This is a genomic window from Arthrobacter humicola, assembly GCF_039531445.1.
GTDB lineage: Bacteria > Actinomycetota > Actinomycetes > Actinomycetales > Micrococcaceae > Arthrobacter > Arthrobacter humicola.
The window spans coordinates 208,428-225,897 of the sequence record NZ_BAAAQB010000025.1 but is presented as its reverse complement, the minus strand read 5'-3'; the positions used below and the strand labels follow the sequence as shown (position 1 = coordinate 225,897).

Here is a 17,470-nt window from a genome sequence, read left to right as displayed (position 1 = left end):
CCTGCCGCCGGCTACCCCTCGGGCTGCGGCACGGAAAATTTCCCGAAAATTCAAGGAATACCCCCAAAAGTGCTCAGTACCCTGATTATTTCGCGGGTTTCTGCGGGCGGGGCGGGAAAAATACCGGGCGTGGCGTGCCTCCCTTTTGTGTTTCAAGTTGATTATTATCTCCGCCGTGGCTTGACTCCCGGATACTTACACACGTGTAATTAGTTATCTATAGCCACTGCGCATAAACCGGCACTCAACCGAGTGTCCAAGGGGGTCTTGCAGTGGCTGCAAATCAGGAGGGGGACGCCATGGGGCTAGCAGAGCGTATCCATGAAGATGCCGTAGTTGCCGGCCAGGCCACGGCGAAATACCGTTCACGAGGTGTGCCGAGTGACTGGTATGTAGATCCGGCCGATCCGGACGCAGCTGACCGCTACAACGAACACACCAAAGATTCCCTGCAGGACGCGGCTACCGCCTTCCTCGCAGCGCACGATGAACTCCTTGCCGGCCCGGACCAGGACCACGATCCCCTCGACCCGCCCATGGAGCTCCATTCGCCCGGCGCCGGCACCATCGCGCAGCCGGTCTGGATCGGGCTGCCGTCCCGGCAGGACTTTGACGATGAGGGCGAGCTCGGCTGGCAGACCGACGCCCTGTGTGCCCAGACAGATCCCGAAGCCTTCTTCCCGGAAAAGGGCGGCTCCACCCGCGACGCCAAGAAAGTCTGCGGCGCCTGCAACGTGCGTTCCCAGTGCCTCGAATACGCCTTGTCCAACGACGAGCGCTTCGGGATCTGGGGAGGCCTCTCCGAGCGCGAGCGGCGCCGGCTTAGGAAGCGAGCAGTCTAATTCTTCAAGAAGTACGAGTCACCGCCGTCGTGGTCTCCCACGACGGCGGTGATTTTCTCCCCAGGACCCTGGCGGCGCTGGCGGCCCAAACACGGCCCGCCGACGCCGTCATTGGTGTCGACACCGGTTCCCGCGACCACTCCGCAACCCTTCTCGAGCAGGCTCTGGGCAAAGCCAACGTCACCGTGTTCGACCACCCCAAATCCGGCATGGGCGGGGCCGTCATGGCCGGGCTCAAGGCCCTCGCGCCGTGGCCTTCGACCGGAGCGGCCGGCGTGGCAGGGGCCGCCGGGACAGGCAGTACGGCCGGCGTAAACACCGACGGCGACGCCGGCCGTGTGCCGTGCGCCGACTGGATCTGGCTGTTGCATGACGACGCCGCACCGGCCCCCGAGGCCCTCGCCGAACTCCTCCATGCCGTCGAGCGCGCGCCGTCGGTCACGGTGGCAGGCTGCAAGCAACTGGACTGGCACGCCGAGCGGCGGCTGATCGACGTCGGACTCTCCACGAGCCGCTGGGCCGAGCGCCTGACGCTGATCGACGCCGACGAACTCGACCAGGGCCAGTACGACGGCCGCAGCGACACGTTTGCGGTGAATTCCGCGGGCATGCTGGTCCGCCGCGACATCTGGGAGGAACTCCGCGGCTTTGATCCGGCGCTTCCCGGCAGCGGGGACGACGTCGACTTCTGCTGGCGCAACCGCCTCGCCGGACATCGCGTCGTGGTGGTCCCCAGCGCGAGGATGTTCCATGTGGCGCACCGTCCCCATGCCCTGGGCAACGCGACCGCCGCCCGCAAGGCGCAGGTCTATTTGCGGCTCAAGCACGCTGCCGGCTGGAAAGTCCCGCTGCACGCCGCCGGCGCCCTCCTGGGCAGCCTCTTCAAACTCGTCCTGAGCATCGCCGTCAAGGACCCGGGGTACGGATTCTCCCAACTTCTTGCCACCTTTGCCGGGCTGGGCCGCCCTGCCGCGGTCATCCGCGGCCGGCGCACCGCAGCGCGCACCCGCAGGATCCGGCGCTCGGTCATGAAAGGGCTGCAGACGCCGCGCCGTGAGGTCTGGGCGCACCGGCGCTCGCTTATCGAAGCGCTGGGCGCCGATGACCTCGGCGACGGTCTCACCGGCCCCGACCCGCTGGCCGACCAGCCCACCGGCGACGCCGACGACTTCGCCGCGATCGCCACCCCTGAGCGCGGCTGGGTGGGCAACGGCGCCCTGCTCGCCGTCCTCATTACGACCGCGGTCTCCCTGGCCGGGCTGCTCAGCCTGTTCCGGGCTCCGGCAGTTTCCGGCGGCGCGCTGATCCCCGTCTCCGTGCGTCTCTCTGAGATCTGGAACCACGCCTCCACCTGGTGGATCAGCCTCGGTGCGGGCCTGCCGGGCCACGGCGATCCCTTCGGCTACCTCCTGTGGGTGCTGGGTGTGCTCGGCGCCGGGGACGCCAACGGTGCCGTTGGCTGGCTGTTGATCCTTGCCATGCCGCTGTCCGCGCTTGGCGCCTGGTTCGCTGCCGGCGCCCTCACCCGGCGCCGCCGGCTGCGCCTGGCGGCCGCCCTGGTCTGGGCCGGGGCGCCGGCACTCCAGGTGGCCCTCAACCAAGGCCGGTTGGGTGCGTTGCTGGCGCACGTCATGATCCCGGTCCTCGTCCTGGCGCTGCTCCGGGCAACCGGCACGGCGGCAGGCCACGGCGTCCACGCCGTCCCGGCGCCAGGCCAGCGGCGGCTCACGCCCGCGCCGGCCGCCCGCCCCGGCGTCAACGGAACCCCCTCATGGACGGCCGCGGCCGCCGCAGGCCTCGCCCTGGCAGTGGTCACCGCCGCGGCGCCGTCCCTGCTGGTGCCATCGGTGGTCATCATTGCCCTGTGCGGCATACTCCTGGGCCGCCGCGGCCGCACGGTGTGGTGGGCGCTGCTGCCCAGCCTTGCACTGTTCCTGCCGTTCGCCTTCTCTGTCCTGGATCGGCCGCGGGCGCTCCTGGCCGATCCCGGCATGCCGCTCGGGTTTGACGCCGCTCCGCTCTGGCAGCAGGCCCTGGGCCAGCCGCTGAGTTTCGACGCAGGCGCCGGGCTCACCGGACTGAGCGCTTTCGGCGGGTCCGCCGCGGGCTCTGCCGGTCTCGCCGGCGCTCCCTGGGCCCTGCTTTTAGCCGTGCTGCTTGGGCTGCCCGTGCTGCTCCTGGCTCTCGCCGCCTTGTTCATGCCGCGCAGGGTTGTCCTGGCGGGACGCACCTGGACTGCCCGCGGCCTGTGGGCGGCGGCGCTCCTGATGCTGGCCGGCGGCTGGCTCGCCGGGCATGTGGCCTCCGGTGCCAGTGCCGACGTCCTGGTCACGCCGTTCCCCGGCCCCGCCGTTTCGGCTGCGGCCTTCGCGCTGCTTGGGGCAGCCCTCATCGCGGCAGAAGGACTTCTGGACGCCGCGGACCGCGCGGCCGGCACCGGACTGGCCCGGACGATTCTGCTCCGCGGCACCGCGGTGGCCGCGATGAGCCTGCTGCTGGCGTCGCCGCTTGCGGGGTTGGCCGTGTGGACAGCGCAGAACCTGCTGCAGTCCACGACATTGTCGCCTGCACCGGCAGCCACCCCGGCTGCCGCCGGCCTCGGCACTCCCAGGCTCATCCAGCCGGCCCCGGCCCGCACCCTTCCCGCCACGGCGGTGGACCGCGGCGAGGGGCCGGAGCAGGCCAAGACGCTGATCATTGCCAGCAACGAGGACGGAAGCTTCGATGCGTCCCTCATGCGCGGCGCCGGCACCACCCTGGACGGACTGTCCACCATCGCGGCGGCCCGCAACATCATGGGGGAGCCGGGCAAGGAAACAGTCCGCGACGACGACGCCGTGGCCGGGTCGCTCCGGAACGTCGTGGCCACCATCGTCGCCGGCGAGGGCGTGGACCCGCGGGCGGACCTCGAAGGACTCGGCGTCGGCTTTGTGGTGCTCCGTGTCGCGGACTCTGCCTCTGAACTGACGGCCAGCCGTATGGACGCCGTTCCCGGCCTGGTCGCCGTCGGCCAGACCGGCGCGGGCTGGCTCTGGCGCGTCACCCCGCTGGGCGGACCCGGGGTCAAGGACTCCGACGTCGCGCACCGGGTCCGCGTGGTGGACGGCACCGGGGCGGTGGTCGCACTGCTCCCTTCGGAGGAAGTTTCGGCAACCGGCACCGTACCGGCCGGCCCGGAGGGCCGCCTGGTGGTCCTCGCCGACCGCGCCGATCCGGGCTGGAGCGCTTGGCTCGACGGCCGCCGCCTGACCTCGACGACGTCGGGATGGGCCCAGGCGTTCACGCTGCCCGCCCAGGGCGGTCAGTTGAGCATCCGCTACGAAGCGCCCTGGGCTGTCCTGGCCGGAGTCGTGCAGGCCGTTGTCATCGGCCTGACCATTCTCCTGGCCGTGCCCATGCCTGCCCGCCGGTCCAACACCGGCCTGTCCAGGGACGAAGCCTCCCTGCGTAAGGAACATCAGCATGTCTAAGGGCGACACCCCGACCGGCCCGGCCACCGACACCATTGCGGCCGAACCTTCCACGGCCGAAAGCCCGGCCGCCGGCACGTCTGCGGCTGGTCCGGCCACTGCTAGCCCGGCCACTTCTGGTCCGGCTGTCGCCGGGGCGAGGCTGCGGAAAAAAGGCGGGCCGCGCGGCGGGGTGATTGGCGGTATCCTCTCCGCCGTCGCCCTCGCGGCCGCGGGCGCAGGCCTGGTATCGGCGGCGTCGCTGACACCGCAAAGCCCCGCCAGCCGGCAACTCGCGGCCCCGGTTGCCTCCGTGCCGGCCGGCAGCAGCGTCGGGGTCTGCCCCGGCCCTGCCCGGCTGCTTGAGGGCACCCCCGTGGGCACCGACCCCCAGTTCAGCCCGGAATCCGCCACCGCGAAGACCGCCGTCAGCGCCGCCGTACTTGGCTCGAGCGCGGGCGTCATTCCCGGCAGCCGGCTCGCCCGGCTCACGGGGACCCCCCTCGTGGAGATCGCCAAGGGCGCCGCGCCCGGAGCCTCCGCGCCCGCATCCCGGACTCCCGTGCTGCTCGCCGGCGTCGTGGCCCAGCGTGAGGTGGACAACGTCAGCGTCCTCAGCGCCGATGCGCAGGACAACCGCCAGGCGGCTGCCGGCGCGGTCCTGAGCTACGCTGCCGAAGACGGAGACCTGCAGGGCTCCGCGGCCGCCGCCTGCCAGCAACCGGGCAACGATCTCTGGCTCGTCGGTGCCAACACGGCCCTGGGCCGCTCGGCGGTCCTGAACCTCACCAATGCCTCCAGCACGCCGGCCACGGTGAGCCTGGACCTCTTCGGCACCGAGGGCCAGATCCAAGCCCCCGGAAGCCGCGGGCTGCTGGTAGCGCCCGGCAGCACCCGGTCCATAGTCCTGGCCGGCCTCGCGCCGGGACAGGAACGCCTCGGCATGCGGGTCCGCAGCGCCGGCGGCCCGGTGGCTGCCGTCATCCAGCAAAGCGTGCTCCGCGGCCTCACGCCCGGCGGCGTCGACTTCATCACCCCGGGCGCCGGGCCGTCCGACCGCCAGGTGGTCTCCGGCCTTGACATTCAGGATCCGGCGGGCCTGGCCGCGCTCACGGCGAAGCCCGGTTTTGCCGACGCCGGGCCGGCCCTGGAGATCACGGTCCCCGGGGCGGCCGACGCCGTGGTCGAGATCAAGTTGTACGGGCGCGACGGCCAGAAGGCCCTGCCCGGCGGCGGAGTGGTCACGGCGAAGGCGGGCGCGGTCACGGAAGTCTCCCTGGCCGGGGTCCCGGCCGGGACGTACACCTTGGCGGCCACCTCGGATATCTCCTTCGCGGCCGCAACCCGGCTCACGCGGGGGCTGCAGCCGGAGGACGCCGCGGACATCGCGTTCTCCGCCGCGTCGGCCCGGCTGGGCAGCCAGCACATCGTGCCGGTTCCCCGCGAGGGCGACCGGCAGCTCGTGTTCGGCGCGCCCGACGGCAACGCGAGTGTCTCTTATACTCCCGTCACCGCGGACGGCAAGATCCGGACCGCCGCCACCGCCGAGATTGCCGGCGGAACGACCGTGTCCATCAAGATCCCCTCGGACGTCGGCGGTTCGCCGCTGGTGGGCTATGTGGTGTCCGCGGCCGGGGACCCGGCATACGGGGCACTGCTCCTGGGCCGCGACGGCCGGCAGGACATTTCCACGGTAGCCGTGGCCCCGGAAGCGGCAGGACAGCGGCAAGTCCCCGTCACGCTCGGGTACTAGGACCGCTGGGTACTGGGACCGCTCGGGTACCAGGACCGAGCGGTATTAGTACCGATCCGGTGCACGGTGCCGGGCGGATCGGCGGCGTCCGGCACCGGACGCGGCTAGTACCGGCGGCGGTAGACCGGGTCGAGGGACTCGGGAGGCACGCCGAGCATCTCGGCCGTGTATTCCACGACGACGTCGTGCACCAGGTCCTGGAGTTCATCCCGGGTTCCGCACGCCTGCTCCACCACCCGGCGGTACAGCGTGATGACCGGTCCCTCCTCGGCTGTCGCGGCCGTGAAGGCGCCCATCGGAGCCGGGGTGCGGTCCGCCACGAGCTGTTCCAAGCCCGGAGGGATCTCGTCGACGGCAAAGCGGACGCCGTCGAGGGGTTTGCCCCAGATGTCGTGCAGCCGCTGGGCCGAGTCCAGGACGAAATCGTCGAAGCGGTCGGAGCGGGTCCGGTAGCCGGGCAACGTCGGGAGCATGAGCTCACCGCGAAGCCCCCGGCCGTGCCGGTTTCTGCGGCGCTGCCGGAAGCTCTTTCCCCGGACAGCGGGAGGCGACCCGGTCGCGGGTGCGCCAGCGGGGGCGGAACCGGCGCCTGTGTCTCCGGCGTCGGGGTCAGCCAACCGGACCGTGAAACCCGAATCGTGGTGCGATGACTGCATATCTTGACTCTAAACCCGCGGAATGATTTACGCGATATGGGCCCATCGGCGAGCCGCCACCGCCGCCCAACGCACTCCCGGGACAGCCCTACGGCACTCCCGCGGCATTGCTGCGGCACTCCCGCGGCATTGCTGCGGCACACTTGCGGCACTCCGAAGGGTGGTTCAATGCGCGGCCCCCGGCCTCAGGGGGAGTAGTCTGTGATGTCGTGGGTGCTATTCGTCTTTGTTCGAGGTCTGCCTGCCGCAATTCCGCGGTGGCCACTTTGACGTACGTCTACGCCGACTCCACGGCAGTCCTGGGCCCGCTTGCCACCTACGCCGAACCGCACTGCTACGACTTGTGCGAACAGCACGCTGACTCGCTGACGGTCCCGCGCGGCTGGGAAGTCATGCGCCTGGCGATGCCGGCGACGCCGGCCGGCCCCGGACCGGACGACCTCCTGGCCCTCGCCAACGCCGTCCGGGAGGCCGCCTCCCGTCCGGCCGCGGCGGAACCGGTAAAGGGGCAGCGCACCCTGCATCCGGCCCTGGAAGCCCCGGCCCCAGCCGAAGGCACCCGGCGCGGGCATCTGCGCGTCCTGCGAGAACCTTCCTAACGCCCCAACTGGCGGTAGGGTGGAAACTGCAAAAAGCCGTAAGCCACCGGCGCCTTCCGCGGCGCCCTTCAGGGAGCGTCCACTATGCCCAAGCTCAGTCCCGAACTCTTGTCTGTCCTGCGATGCCCCGTCACCGGGTCCGCCTTGGAGCAGGAAGGCGACGAGCTCGTCACGGTCGGCGCGTCCGGGGACAAGCTGCGGTACCGGATTGAGGACGGCATCCCGCTGCTGCTGCCTCCGGAACTCCTGCCCGCCGCCGCGGCGGCTCCCGCTGATCAGCACGACGCCGGCCAGCACGGCGCCGGCCAGCACGGCGCCGGCCAGCACGGCGCCGGCCAGCACGGCGCGGCCCCGCGCCACGCCGCCGAATAGCCAATCCGCACGAAACGGCCCGCACCAGCAGAGGACTAAAGACCTGCCGGACACCCATCGGGGACGCCTCCGGCCGCGAATGACTGCTTAGAGCCAGAACTGCCCGTAATTACCCAGCTTCAGACACGCAACGTCACCGGCCACAACAAAGGATGCACATGACTTTCGATTACAAGATTGCGGACATTTCCCTGGCCGAGGCGGGCCGCCACCAGATCCGCCTCGCCGAGCACGAGATGCCCGGACTTATGTCCCTGCGCGAGGAATTCGGCGCCAGCCAGCCGCTCAAGGGCGCCAGGATCGCCGGATCGCTGCACATGACGGTCCAGACCGCGGTGCTGATCGAGACCCTCACCGCCCTCGGCGCGGAAGTCCGCTGGGCTTCCTGCAACATCTTCTCCACCCAGGACGAGGCCGCGGCCGCCGTCGTGGTCGGCCAGGGCACCGTGGAGGACCCGCAGGGCGTCCCCGTCTTCGCCTGGAAGGGCGAGACGCTGGAGGAATACTGGTGGACGGCCCAGCAGATCCTCACCTGGCCGGGCGCCGACGCCAACCCGGAGCTGGGCCCGAACATGATCCTGGACGACGGCGGCGACGCCACCATGCTCGTGCACAAGGGCGTCGAATTCGAGGCTGCCGGTGCCGTGCCCGCCGCCGCCGAGGACGAGTCCGAGGAAGGCCGGGTCTTCCTGGACGTGCTGCGCGCCTCCCTCGCAACCGACCCGCAGAAGTGGACCCGCATCGGCTCGCTCCTGCTCGGCGTCACCGAGGAGACGACCACCGGTGTGCACCGCCTGTACCAGCTCGCCGAGCAGGGCAAGCTGCTCTTCCCGGCCATCAACGTCAACGACTCCGTCACCAAGAGCAAGTTCGACAACAAGTACGGCATCCGCCACTCCCTGCCTGACGGGATCAACCGCGCCACCGACGTCCTGATGGGCGGCAAGGTCGCCGTCGTCTGCGGGTACGGCGACGTCGGCAAGGGCGCCGCTGAGGCCTTCCGCGGCCAGGGCTCACGCGTGATCGTGACCGAAATCGATCCGATCTGCGCGCTCCAGGCAGCCATGGACGGTTACCAGGTGGCGAAGCTCGAATCCGTCCTCAGCGAGGGCCACATCTTCATCACCACCACGGGCAACAAAGATGTCATCATGGCCGAGCATATGGCGGGCATGCGCGACAAGGCGATCGTGGGCAACATCGGCCACTTTGACAACGAGATCGACATGGCCGGTCTGGCCCGGATCCCGGGCATCAAGAAGGTCGAGATCAAGCCGCAGGTGCACGAGTGGGTCTTCCCCGCCGATTCCGAAACGGGAAAGAGCAGTCGCTCCATCATCGTCCTCTCCGAGGGCCGCCTGCTGAACCTCGGCAACGCCACCGGACACCCGTCGTTCGTGATGAGCAACTCCTTCGCCAACCAGACGATCGCCCAGATCGAACTGTTCACGAAGGCAGGCCAGCCCGAGGGCGAGCGCGAATACGAGAAGCAGGTCTACGTCCTGCCAAAGATCCTGGATGAGAAGGTCGCCCGCCTGCACCTGGGCGCCCTCGACGTGGAGCTGACCGAACTGTCCAAGGAACAGGCCGAGTACCTGGACGTCGAGGTCGCCGGGCCGTACAAGCCCGAGCACTACCGCTACTAGAAACCCCTCCGAAGGGTCCCGGACAAACGGTCCGGGGCCCTTTGTTGTGACCGTTTTGGGGGCCCTTTTGTAACCGGATCGTGGTGTAACCGGACAAGGGTTCCAAGGTAACTCCCTTATGCTGGCAGGATGACGTGTGGAAACGCCCGGGTCCTGTGATGGCCCTGAAAACCTGGAGTACCGGCCGAAAAATCGCCCTGGTGGGGGTGGTCTGCGCCCTGGCAGCCGGCGGCGGGGCCTTCGCCGCGGCCGCCCCGGGGCTGGCCCAGTCGGGGATTTACTCCGAGGCCGGATCGCCGGCACGGACGACGCCGGGCCTTGCAGATCCAGTGGTGGCTCCGGCGGAACTCGCCGTCACTCCCGACGACGGCGCCAAGCAGGTCAACCCCGCGGCGCCGGTGTCCCTGAAGGTGACGAACGGCCGGATTGATCGGGTGGCCCTCACGAGCGACGACGGCGAGACCATTGACGGGACCCAGAGCGCGGACGGTACCGCCTGGACCTCAGCCGGCAACCTGAAGTTCAACACCCGGTACAACTACACGTACTCCGTGCTGGACGGCGCCGGACGCACCACCCACAACACCCGCTCGTTCACGACCGTCTCCACGGCCAACGAGGCCGACGCAGCCATCTACCCGCTGGACGGGATGAAGGTGGGCGTGGCCCAGCCCCTGCAGATCACCTTCAGCGAGCCGGTCCTCAACCGGGACGCCGTCGAAAAAGCCATCAAGATCACCTCCACCTCCGGCCAGGTGGGTGCTTTCCACTGGTACAACAACAACACCGTCAGGTACCGGCCGGAGGCCTTCTGGACCGCCAACAGCACCATCACGATGGACATGAAGCTCTTCGGCGTCGAACTGGGCAACGGGCAGGTCGGCAACTTCAACAAGACGGTGACCGTCCACATCGGGGACAAGAAGGTGGCGGTCGCCGACGCCAAGGCCCACACGTTCTCGGTCAGCATCAACGACAAGCCGGCAGGGCAGTGGCCGGCGACCATGGGCGACACACGTTTCCCCTCGGCCCGCGGCTACCTCGTCCTGATGGAAAAGCACCGGGTGGAGCACATGGACGCCTCCACCATCGGACTCAAACCGGGGGACCCGGCCTACTACGGCCAGCTGGACGTCAACTACGCCACGCGCCTGACGCCCAGCGGAGAGTTCATCCACCAGGCCACGGACTCCGCATTGCCCTTCATCGGCAAGACGAACCTCTCCCACGGCTGCATCGGCCTGGGCCCGGACGGCGCGCAGTGGGTCTTCGACAACATGACCACGGGCGACGTCGTCCAGGTGGTCAACACCGAGGGCGACTTTGCCAACTTCGATGACGGCTTCGGGGACTGGAATATCCCGTGGGCCCAATACGCCAACTGACGGGGTGGCATCTCGCCGAGCCTCATCCCCTGACGGTAGGCTCGGAGCCAGATAAGTTGCGCAGCCGGGCGCAGGCCGGGCGGCGCGGAAGCCTACGGAAGCGAAGCTCCACGTGACTGACACAAGTCCTACCCCTCCCGACCGGCCGGATCCGAACCTGGATCCGACGGATGACACCGACGAGCCGGCTTTTGACTGGATGAAACCGGCCGCTGCAACCAAGCCCGCCGGAGGCTCCGCAACCACGCCCGCCACCACGGCTGCGGCTGCGGGCACGTCCGCCGCGAAGAAGGACGACGTCGGCGGGGGAGCGGCCGCCGGGGCGGCAGCGCCGTCCACAACAAGCCAGCCGGAGAGCCGCGCCGACCGCAAGGCGGCCGAGGCCGCCGTCGTCCGCCCGGGCACCGCGTCCGATGAGCTGCTGCAGACCTCGGCCCTGCAGATCCGTCCTCCGCAGGAGGAGGTTGAGCGCCGCAATGCCGAACGCGAACAGGCGGCCAAGGCCAAGCCTGTCCTCCCGCGGGTGATGCAGGTGATGCTCGCCGTGTTCTACCCGGTCATCCTGCTGGTGCTGGCCGTCCGCGCCGTCACCAGCCCCTTGTTCCTCTGGGTGGAATACAACCGCCCGGGCTTCCCCGGGGACGGCTACGGCTTCAGCACCGATGACCGCATGACCTACGGCTCCTACGCCGTGGACTACCTCAGCAACTGGTCGGGCCCGCGCTATCTCGGCGATCTGGTGGGCCAAAGCGGGGACCGTCTGTTCAAGGACGGCGAAGTCAGCCACATGGCCGACGTCAAGACCGTCATCCTGTCGACGTTCAGTGCAGGCACCCTGTTGATCCTGCTGAGCCTGGTCGCCGTGATTTACCTGAAGCGGCGCCACAACGGGGGAGTCCGCCGCGGCCTGTTCGCCGGCTCGATCATTTCGCTCGCGATCATCATCGGCCTCGGAACCCTCGCCGTGCTCGGCTGGGAGCAGTTCTTCACCGACTTTCACCGTATTTTCTTCGCCAACGGTACGTGGACCTTTACGCTCCAGGACACCCTGATCCGGTTGTTCCCGGGCCAGTTCTGGATGGACGCCGGGATGGTGATCGGCGGCCTGGTCCTGCTCGCTTCCCTGGTGACCCTGATCCTGACCTGGCCCACACGCCGGCGTCGCGGCCTTGGCCGGAAAGCAGCCGCCGGGTCCAAAGACACCGGCGTCGCGGCCTCAGGCAGCACGGCAGACAGCCCCGCAGGCAGCCCGGCGGACGCCCCGGCCGGCAGCGACGGCGACAGTTCGGGCGACGGGGCATCGGAGACGGAGCGCACCCGCCACACCGTCTGAGCAGCAGAAACGGCCGGCACCTTTGTGCCGGCCGTTTCGCTGTCCCGGCCGGTTCGCTGTCCCGGCTGGTTAGGGGCGGCGCGCGTGTGGGGGCTCAGCCGTAGATGCGGTTGATGTGCTCCTCGTAGTCCCGCACGACGGCGGCCCGCTTGAGTTTGAGCGAGGGTGTCAGGTGCCCTGATTCGACCGTGAAGTCGGCGTCCAGGATGACGAAGCTGCGGATGGATTCAGCCTTGGAGACCAGCAGGTTCGCCTCATCGATGGCGCCCTGGATCGAGGCCCGCACCATCCCGTCCGCAGCGGCCTCGGCCGGAGTCATGACGGGCACCTTCCGGGCGGTGCACCAGTTGTGGAGCCCTTCCGGGTCCAGGTTGATCAGGGCCGACACGAACGGCCTGCCGTCACCGATCACGACGGCCTGGCCTACCAGCTGGTGCTCGCGGATCTTCTCCTCGAGCGGGCCGGGGGCCACGTTCTTGCCGCCGGCCGTCACCAGCAGGTCCTTCTTGCGCCCGGTGATGGTCAGGAAGCCGTCCTCATCGAGGGAGCCGAGGTCCCCGGTGCGGAAAAAGCCGTCCACGAAGGCTTCCGCGTTGGCGGCCTCGTTGGCGTGGTAGCCCTTGAAGACCCCGATGCCCTTGACCAGGATCTCGCCGTCGTCGGCCACCCGGATGGTGGTTCCCGGCACCGGGATACCGACCGTTCCCACCTTGGTCCGTGCCGGCGTGTTGGCCGTGCATGGCGCCGTGGTTTCGGTCAGGCCGTAGCCTTCCAGGACGGGGATGCCGGCGCCGCGGAAGAAATGGGCGTCACTGGAGCTCAGCGGACTGGCCCCGGAGACCGTGTACCGCAGCTGGCCGCCGAAGGCCTCCCGGAGCCTGGGGTAGAACAGCCGCTCAAAGAGTCCGTGCCGGATCCTCAGGATCCGTCCGGGGCCCTTCCCGTCGCCCCGGGAGGCGGCGTCCAGCGCCCTGGAGTAGTCGACCGCGGCCGCCGCCGCGGCCGTGAACACGCGCCCCTTGCCGGCCGCGGCGGCCTTTTGCGCGGCGCCGGCATAGACCTTTTCGAAGATCCGGGGGACCACCAGCAGGAACGTGGGTTTGAAACTGGCCAGGTCTTCCAGGAGTTCCTTGGCGCTTGCGGTGTGGCCGACGGTGGCGCCGGCGCTCAGGCAGATCACCTGGACCGCACGGGCCAGGACGTGCGCGAGGGGTAGGAACATCAAGGTCCGGGAACGCGGTTGCATGAGGATCTCGGGAAGGAAGAGGACGATGTTCTTGGCGACGAGGGCGAAGTTGGCGTGCGTGATCTCGCAGCCCTTGGGCCTGCCCGTGGTGCCCGAGGTGTAGACCAGCGACGCAACGTCGGCGAGGGACGCGGCGCTCCGGTGTCGCTCGAGTTCGGCGTCGGTCACCCCGGTGCCGGCTGCGGCGAGACTCGCCAGGTTCGGTGCGGCGCCGTCGTTCTCCATCCGGACGACGGCGACAAGCCGGTCGCCGAGGACCGTGGACGCGTCCAGAACGCCCTGGACCAGGGCCGCCTTGGCCTGGTCTTCAACGAACACGCGCCGTGCCCCCGAGTCGTGGAGGATCCACTCGACCTGGCTGGCGGAGGAGGTCTCGTAGACCGGAACCGTGACGCCGCCGGCAAACCAGATGGCAAAATCCACCACTGTCCACTCATACCGGGTCGCTGACATGACCGCCACAGTGTCGCCCGGGGTGAGTCCGCCGGCAATCAGGCCCTTGGCCAGGGCGGTGACCTGGTCGAGGAAGTGCTGGACCGGTACGTCGGTCCAGCCGCCGGGACCCTTGCGGGAGTAGAGGGCGTGCACGGGGTCGTTCGCGTGCTGCTCCAGGAGCAGGTCGGTCACGTTGCTCTCCGGGTCCAGCTCCACGAGCAGTCCGGTGCTTGCTTCTCTCACAGCCGAGTCTCCATTCCTGGTCCGCCCGGAGTTCGGCGGACTTTCCCCTGCAATCCTGCCTTAGATCCAGGAAGGCATCCACATCCGCAGGCGCCATTCCTGGTACGGGATCACCTCGCCGGTCCAGACCGGGTAGAAGAACGCGGACACCAGCACGGCGGCCACCACAAACAGCGCAACCAGGCAGAACCCGGATCGCCGCCGCCAGAGGGGGTCGCTGCGCTGGCCAAGGACCAGGCCCAGGCAATAGACCAGCGCCAGCACCAGGAACGGTTCGAAGGACACGGCGTAGAAGAAGAAGGTGGTGCGCTCCGGGTACATGAACCAGGGGAGGTAGCCGGCCGCCACCCCGGCCAGGACCGCGCCGGCGCGCCAGTCGCGGCGCCCCGCCCACCAGAACAGCAGGATGACCAGAGAGACGGCCGCGCCCCACCAGATCAGCGGGTTGCCTACCGAGAGGATGGCGGAGGTGCAGTTGCTGAGGTCGCAGCCGGGGGTGCCCTTGGCGGGGGATTCGTAGAAGAAGGACGTCGGCCGGCCCATGACCAGCCAGGTCCAGGCACTGGCCTCGTAGGGGTGGTCGGAGCTCAGGCCCTGATGGAACTTGTACGCCTCCAGGTGGTAGTGCGCCAGGGACCGTACGGCGTTCGGCAGCCAGCCCCACTCGGCCGAGGGGTTGGCCTCGGCCCAGTGCCGGAAGTACGCGTCCTTGGACAGGAACCAGCCCGTCCATGTGAAGCCATAGACCACCGCAGCCACCGGAACGATGGTCAGGAAGGCCGGGACGCCGTCTTTGAGGATGCCGCCGCTGATCCAGGCATGCACGCCGGCGATGCGCCGCGCGCTGAGGTCCCAGAACACGGTCAGCAGGCCGAAACCGGCCAGGAAGAACAGCCCGGACCATTTCGTCCCCACGGCCAGGCCCAGGCAGACGCCGGCCGCGAGGCGCCACCAGCGGATGCCGAGCCAGGGTCCGGACGTGAGCTGCAGTGCCAAGGGGCGTCCCGTGGGAGAGGCTGCGGCCTGCCGGCCGAGCCGGGCCGCCAGACGCCGCCGGCCGTCGTCGCGGTCCATCAGCAGGGCACCGAACGCGGCAAGGAGCCAGAACATGAGGAAGATGTCCAGCAACGACGTCCGGGACATCACGAGGTGGTGGCCGTCAACGGCCAGCAGGACGCCGGCAACCGCGCCCAGCGTCAGGGAGCGGAAGAGTTTCTGCGCGATCAAAGCCAGCAGGAAGATGGAGAGGGTCCCCGTCAGGGCCGCACCGAACCGCCAGCCGAAGGGGTTGTCCGCACCGAACAGCCACATGCCCGCGGCAATCATCCACTTGCCGACCGGCGGGTGCACCACATACTCCGGGGAGTTCAGGAGCACGCCGGGGTTGCCTGCAATGAAGGAGTCGTTCGCCCGGTCGGGCCAGCTGCGCTCGTAGCCGCTGACCAGCAACGAATACGCGTCTTTGACGTAATAGGTTTCGTCAAAGACCAGGTTGCGGGGTGTGTCCAGCCGGACGAACCGCAGGATGCCGCCCAGCGCCGCCGTAAGGGCGGGAATGAGCCAGTACCAGAGCCGCAGCGACGCCGGGTAGTCCCGCCAGCTTTGGATGCTGCCGATCAGGCGTTCCTTGAGGGCCTCCGTGGTGAAAGCCTCGGCGGGGCGGCCGATCCAGCGGTGCCCCTCAAGATTGCGGCCGGTGCGGACGCGGCCGCGGGCCTGGCTGCCGGCGCTGCCGCTGTTCGGCCCTGTTGACGGCGATGCGGCGGCGCCGGCCTCGGGCGGGAGCGTGGGGGTCTGGGTCACGTTGCCCATGCTACCTTTCGCGGCTGTGCTCGTCGGGCCGTGCCGCGGCGGCAGTAGGCTGGTCATGTGGACCACGAACCGAGTACCTCCCCCCATCTTGATCTTCGCTCCGAAGACAGCACCGACGGCGCCCTTCCCGTTGACGAAGCCGCGCCCGGCAGTGTTCCGGCCGCTGGCGGACCCGGCCGCATCGTCCTCGCGGCGACGCCGATCGGAAACACCGGCGATGCCTCGGCACGGCTCGTGGAGCTGCTCACGACGGCGGACATCGTCGCCGCCGAGGATACGCGGCGGCTGCACCGGCTCGTGCAGACCCTGGGCATCACGGTGGGCGGCCGGATCATCAGCTATCACGAGCACAATGAGGCCGCCAAGACGGCTGACCTGCTGGACCAGGTCCGGTCCGGCAAGACCCTGGTCATGGTGACCGACGCCGGCATGCCGTCCGTCTCGGACCCGGGGTTCCGGCTGGTTGAAGGCGCTGTGGCGGCCGGGCTCACCGTCACCGCTGCCCCCGGGCCCTCCGCCGTGCTGACCGCCTTGGCCCTGTCCGGCCTGCCGACCGACCGCTTCTGCTTCGAAGGATTCCTGCCCCGCAAGGCAGGCGAACGCTCCTCGCGGCTGGCGGACCTCGACGCGGAGCGGCGCACCATGGTGTTTTTCGAGGCGCCGCACCGGCTGGAGCCGATGCTGAGGGCGCTGCGGGAACGCTTCGGCGCCGACCGCCGGGCCGCCGTCTGCCGTGAACTCACGAAAACGTATGAAGAAGTCATCCGAGGCACCCTGCGCGAACTGCTCGAATGGGCGGAGACCAACGAGGTGCGCGGCGAAATCGCCGTGGTGGTGGGCGGCGCTCCTGAACGCGAACCGGGCCGCCCCGAGGACCACGTGGCCGCCGTCAACGGCCTGATCGCCCAGGGCATCCGGCTCAAGGAAGCCGTCGCCGCGGTGGCCGAGGACGCGAAAGTCAGCAAGCGCGAACTCTACTCCGCGGTGCTCGCCGCGCGGTGATCGCGTGGGCGGGTTCCGGGGCGACCCGGGGCCTCGCCAGCCGCAGCGGGCCGGGTTCGTCATGGGTTGTGCAGCTGCACAGCATTATCCGGATCGCGTAGTGCGCGCATGCATAGACTTGCCCGTGAGCGCGGCAGTACCGTGGCAGTAATCCAGGCGGCCGGTCCTTCGAGAACGAGCGCCTCAACCGGCACGCAGTGCCAATAAATCAGTGCCAACAAACTAGAGCCAAAAAAGCTAGTGCCAACAAACTAGTGCCAACCGAATTGCTGACGAGGGAGTCGTTGTGACTGTAACTGCCCAGCCTATTGTTTCCGCGGAGCGGGAGAAGGCCCTGCTGGCCTCGGTCCCGACGGGCCTGCTGATCAACGGCGAATGGCGTCCGGCCGCGTCCGGGAAGACCTTCCAGGTCGAGGACCCCGCCACCGGCCAGGTGCTGCTGAGCATCGCCGACGCCGGCCCCGAGGACGGCAAAGCGGCCCTGGACGCCGCCGCCGCCGCGCAGGAGTCCTGGGCCAAGGTCCCGTCCCGGGAGCGCGGGGAAATACTGCGCCGCGCCTTCGAGATGGTCACCGAGCGGGCCGAGGACTTCGCGCTGCTGATGACCCTGGAGATGGGCAAGCCGCTGGCCGAGGCCCGCGGCGAGGTCACCTACGGCGCCGAATTCCTGCGCTGGTTCTCCGAGGAAGCCGTCCGC

General features: G+C 69.2%; 13 protein-coding genes. 10 read left to right on the top strand and 3 right to left on the bottom strand.

The window, feature by feature from the left end; genetic code table 11:
* Positions 1–299: 299 nt before the first annotated feature.
* The 3 genes from ABD243_RS08220 to ABD243_RS08210 are packed head-to-tail and all read left to right on the top strand — an operon-like array spanning position 300 to position 6,044.
* Positions 300–842, top strand: a complete 543-nt coding sequence (locus ABD243_RS08220) for a WhiB family transcriptional regulator (RefSeq protein ID WP_091250744.1) — start codon at positions 300–302, stop codon at positions 840–842.
* Positions 842–4,312, top strand: a complete 3,471-nt coding sequence (locus ABD243_RS08215; RefSeq protein ID WP_344364401.1) for a glycosyltransferase — start codon at positions 842–844, stop codon at positions 4,310–4,312. Before ABD243_RS08220 ends, ABD243_RS08215 begins: the two co-directional genes overlap by 1 nt.
* Positions 4,305–6,044, top strand: a complete 1,740-nt coding sequence (locus ABD243_RS08210; protein ID WP_344364141.1) for a DUF5719 family protein — start codon at positions 4,305–4,307, stop codon at positions 6,042–6,044. The genes ABD243_RS08215 and ABD243_RS08210 overlap by 8 nt, the downstream gene beginning before the upstream one ends.
* Positions 6,045–6,148: 104 nt before the next feature.
* On the opposite strand, the gene ABD243_RS08205 is transcribed toward ABD243_RS08210, so the two are convergent.
* A complete protein-coding gene (locus ABD243_RS08205) occupies positions 6,149–6,700 on the bottom strand; it encodes a metallopeptidase family protein (RefSeq protein ID WP_116766024.1) in 552 nt (183 codons plus the stop codon).
* A gap of 209 nt (positions 6,701–6,909) precedes the next feature.
* Between ABD243_RS08205 and ABD243_RS08200 the strand changes: the two genes are divergently transcribed.
* The 5 genes from ABD243_RS08200 (at position 6,910) to ABD243_RS08180 (ending at position 12,035) form a co-directional block, all read left to right on the top strand.
* Positions 6,910–7,299, top strand: a complete 390-nt coding sequence (locus ABD243_RS08200; RefSeq protein ID WP_344364137.1) for a DUF3499 domain-containing protein — start codon at positions 6,910–6,912, stop codon at positions 7,297–7,299.
* 84 nt (positions 7,300–7,383) lie between these two features.
* Positions 7,384–7,671 carry a Trm112 family protein gene (locus tag ABD243_RS08195; protein ID WP_344364135.1) on the top strand — a complete coding sequence of 96 codons (288 nt, stop codon included), beginning with the start codon at positions 7,384–7,386 and terminating at the stop codon, positions 7,669–7,671.
* Between the two features lie 158 nt (positions 7,672–7,829).
* A complete protein-coding gene (gene ahcY, locus ABD243_RS08190; protein ID WP_344364132.1) occupies positions 7,830–9,317 on the top strand; it encodes an adenosylhomocysteinase in 1,488 nt (495 codons plus the stop codon).
* 158 nt (positions 9,318–9,475) lie between these two features.
* A complete protein-coding gene (locus ABD243_RS08185) occupies positions 9,476–10,702 on the top strand; it encodes a L,D-transpeptidase (RefSeq protein WP_344364130.1) in 1,227 nt (408 codons plus the stop codon).
* Positions 10,703–10,814: 112 nt separating this feature from the next.
* Complete coding sequence (locus ABD243_RS08180) at positions 10,815–12,035, top strand: TIGR01906 family membrane protein (RefSeq protein WP_344364127.1); 1,221 nt, start codon at positions 10,815–10,817, stop codon at positions 12,033–12,035.
* 94 nt (positions 12,036–12,129) lie between these two features.
* On the opposite strand, the gene ABD243_RS08175 is transcribed toward ABD243_RS08180, so the two are convergent.
* The gene (locus ABD243_RS08175; RefSeq protein WP_344364124.1) at positions 12,130–13,959 is read right to left on the bottom strand and encodes an AMP-dependent synthetase/ligase; all 1,830 of its coding nucleotides are present in this window, start codon (positions 13,957–13,959) and stop codon (positions 12,130–12,132) included.
* A gap of 60 nt (positions 13,960–14,019) precedes the next feature.
* Positions 14,020–15,771: a dolichyl-phosphate-mannose--protein mannosyltransferase gene (locus ABD243_RS08170; protein ID WP_344364121.1), complete on the bottom strand. Its 1,752-nt coding sequence runs from the start codon at positions 15,769–15,771 to the stop codon at positions 14,020–14,022.
* A gap of 180 nt (positions 15,772–15,951) precedes the next feature.
* Between ABD243_RS08170 and rsmI the strand changes: the two genes are divergently transcribed.
* Positions 15,952–16,773 carry a 16S rRNA (cytidine(1402)-2'-O)-methyltransferase gene (gene rsmI, locus ABD243_RS08165; protein ID WP_116766124.1) on the top strand — a complete coding sequence of 274 codons (822 nt, stop codon included), beginning with the start codon at positions 15,952–15,954 and terminating at the stop codon, positions 16,771–16,773.
* Between the two features lie 286 nt (positions 16,774–17,059).
* The coding region (locus ABD243_RS08160) for an aldehyde dehydrogenase family protein (RefSeq protein ID WP_344364119.1) at positions 17,060–17,470 on the top strand (411 nt) is incomplete at its 3' end.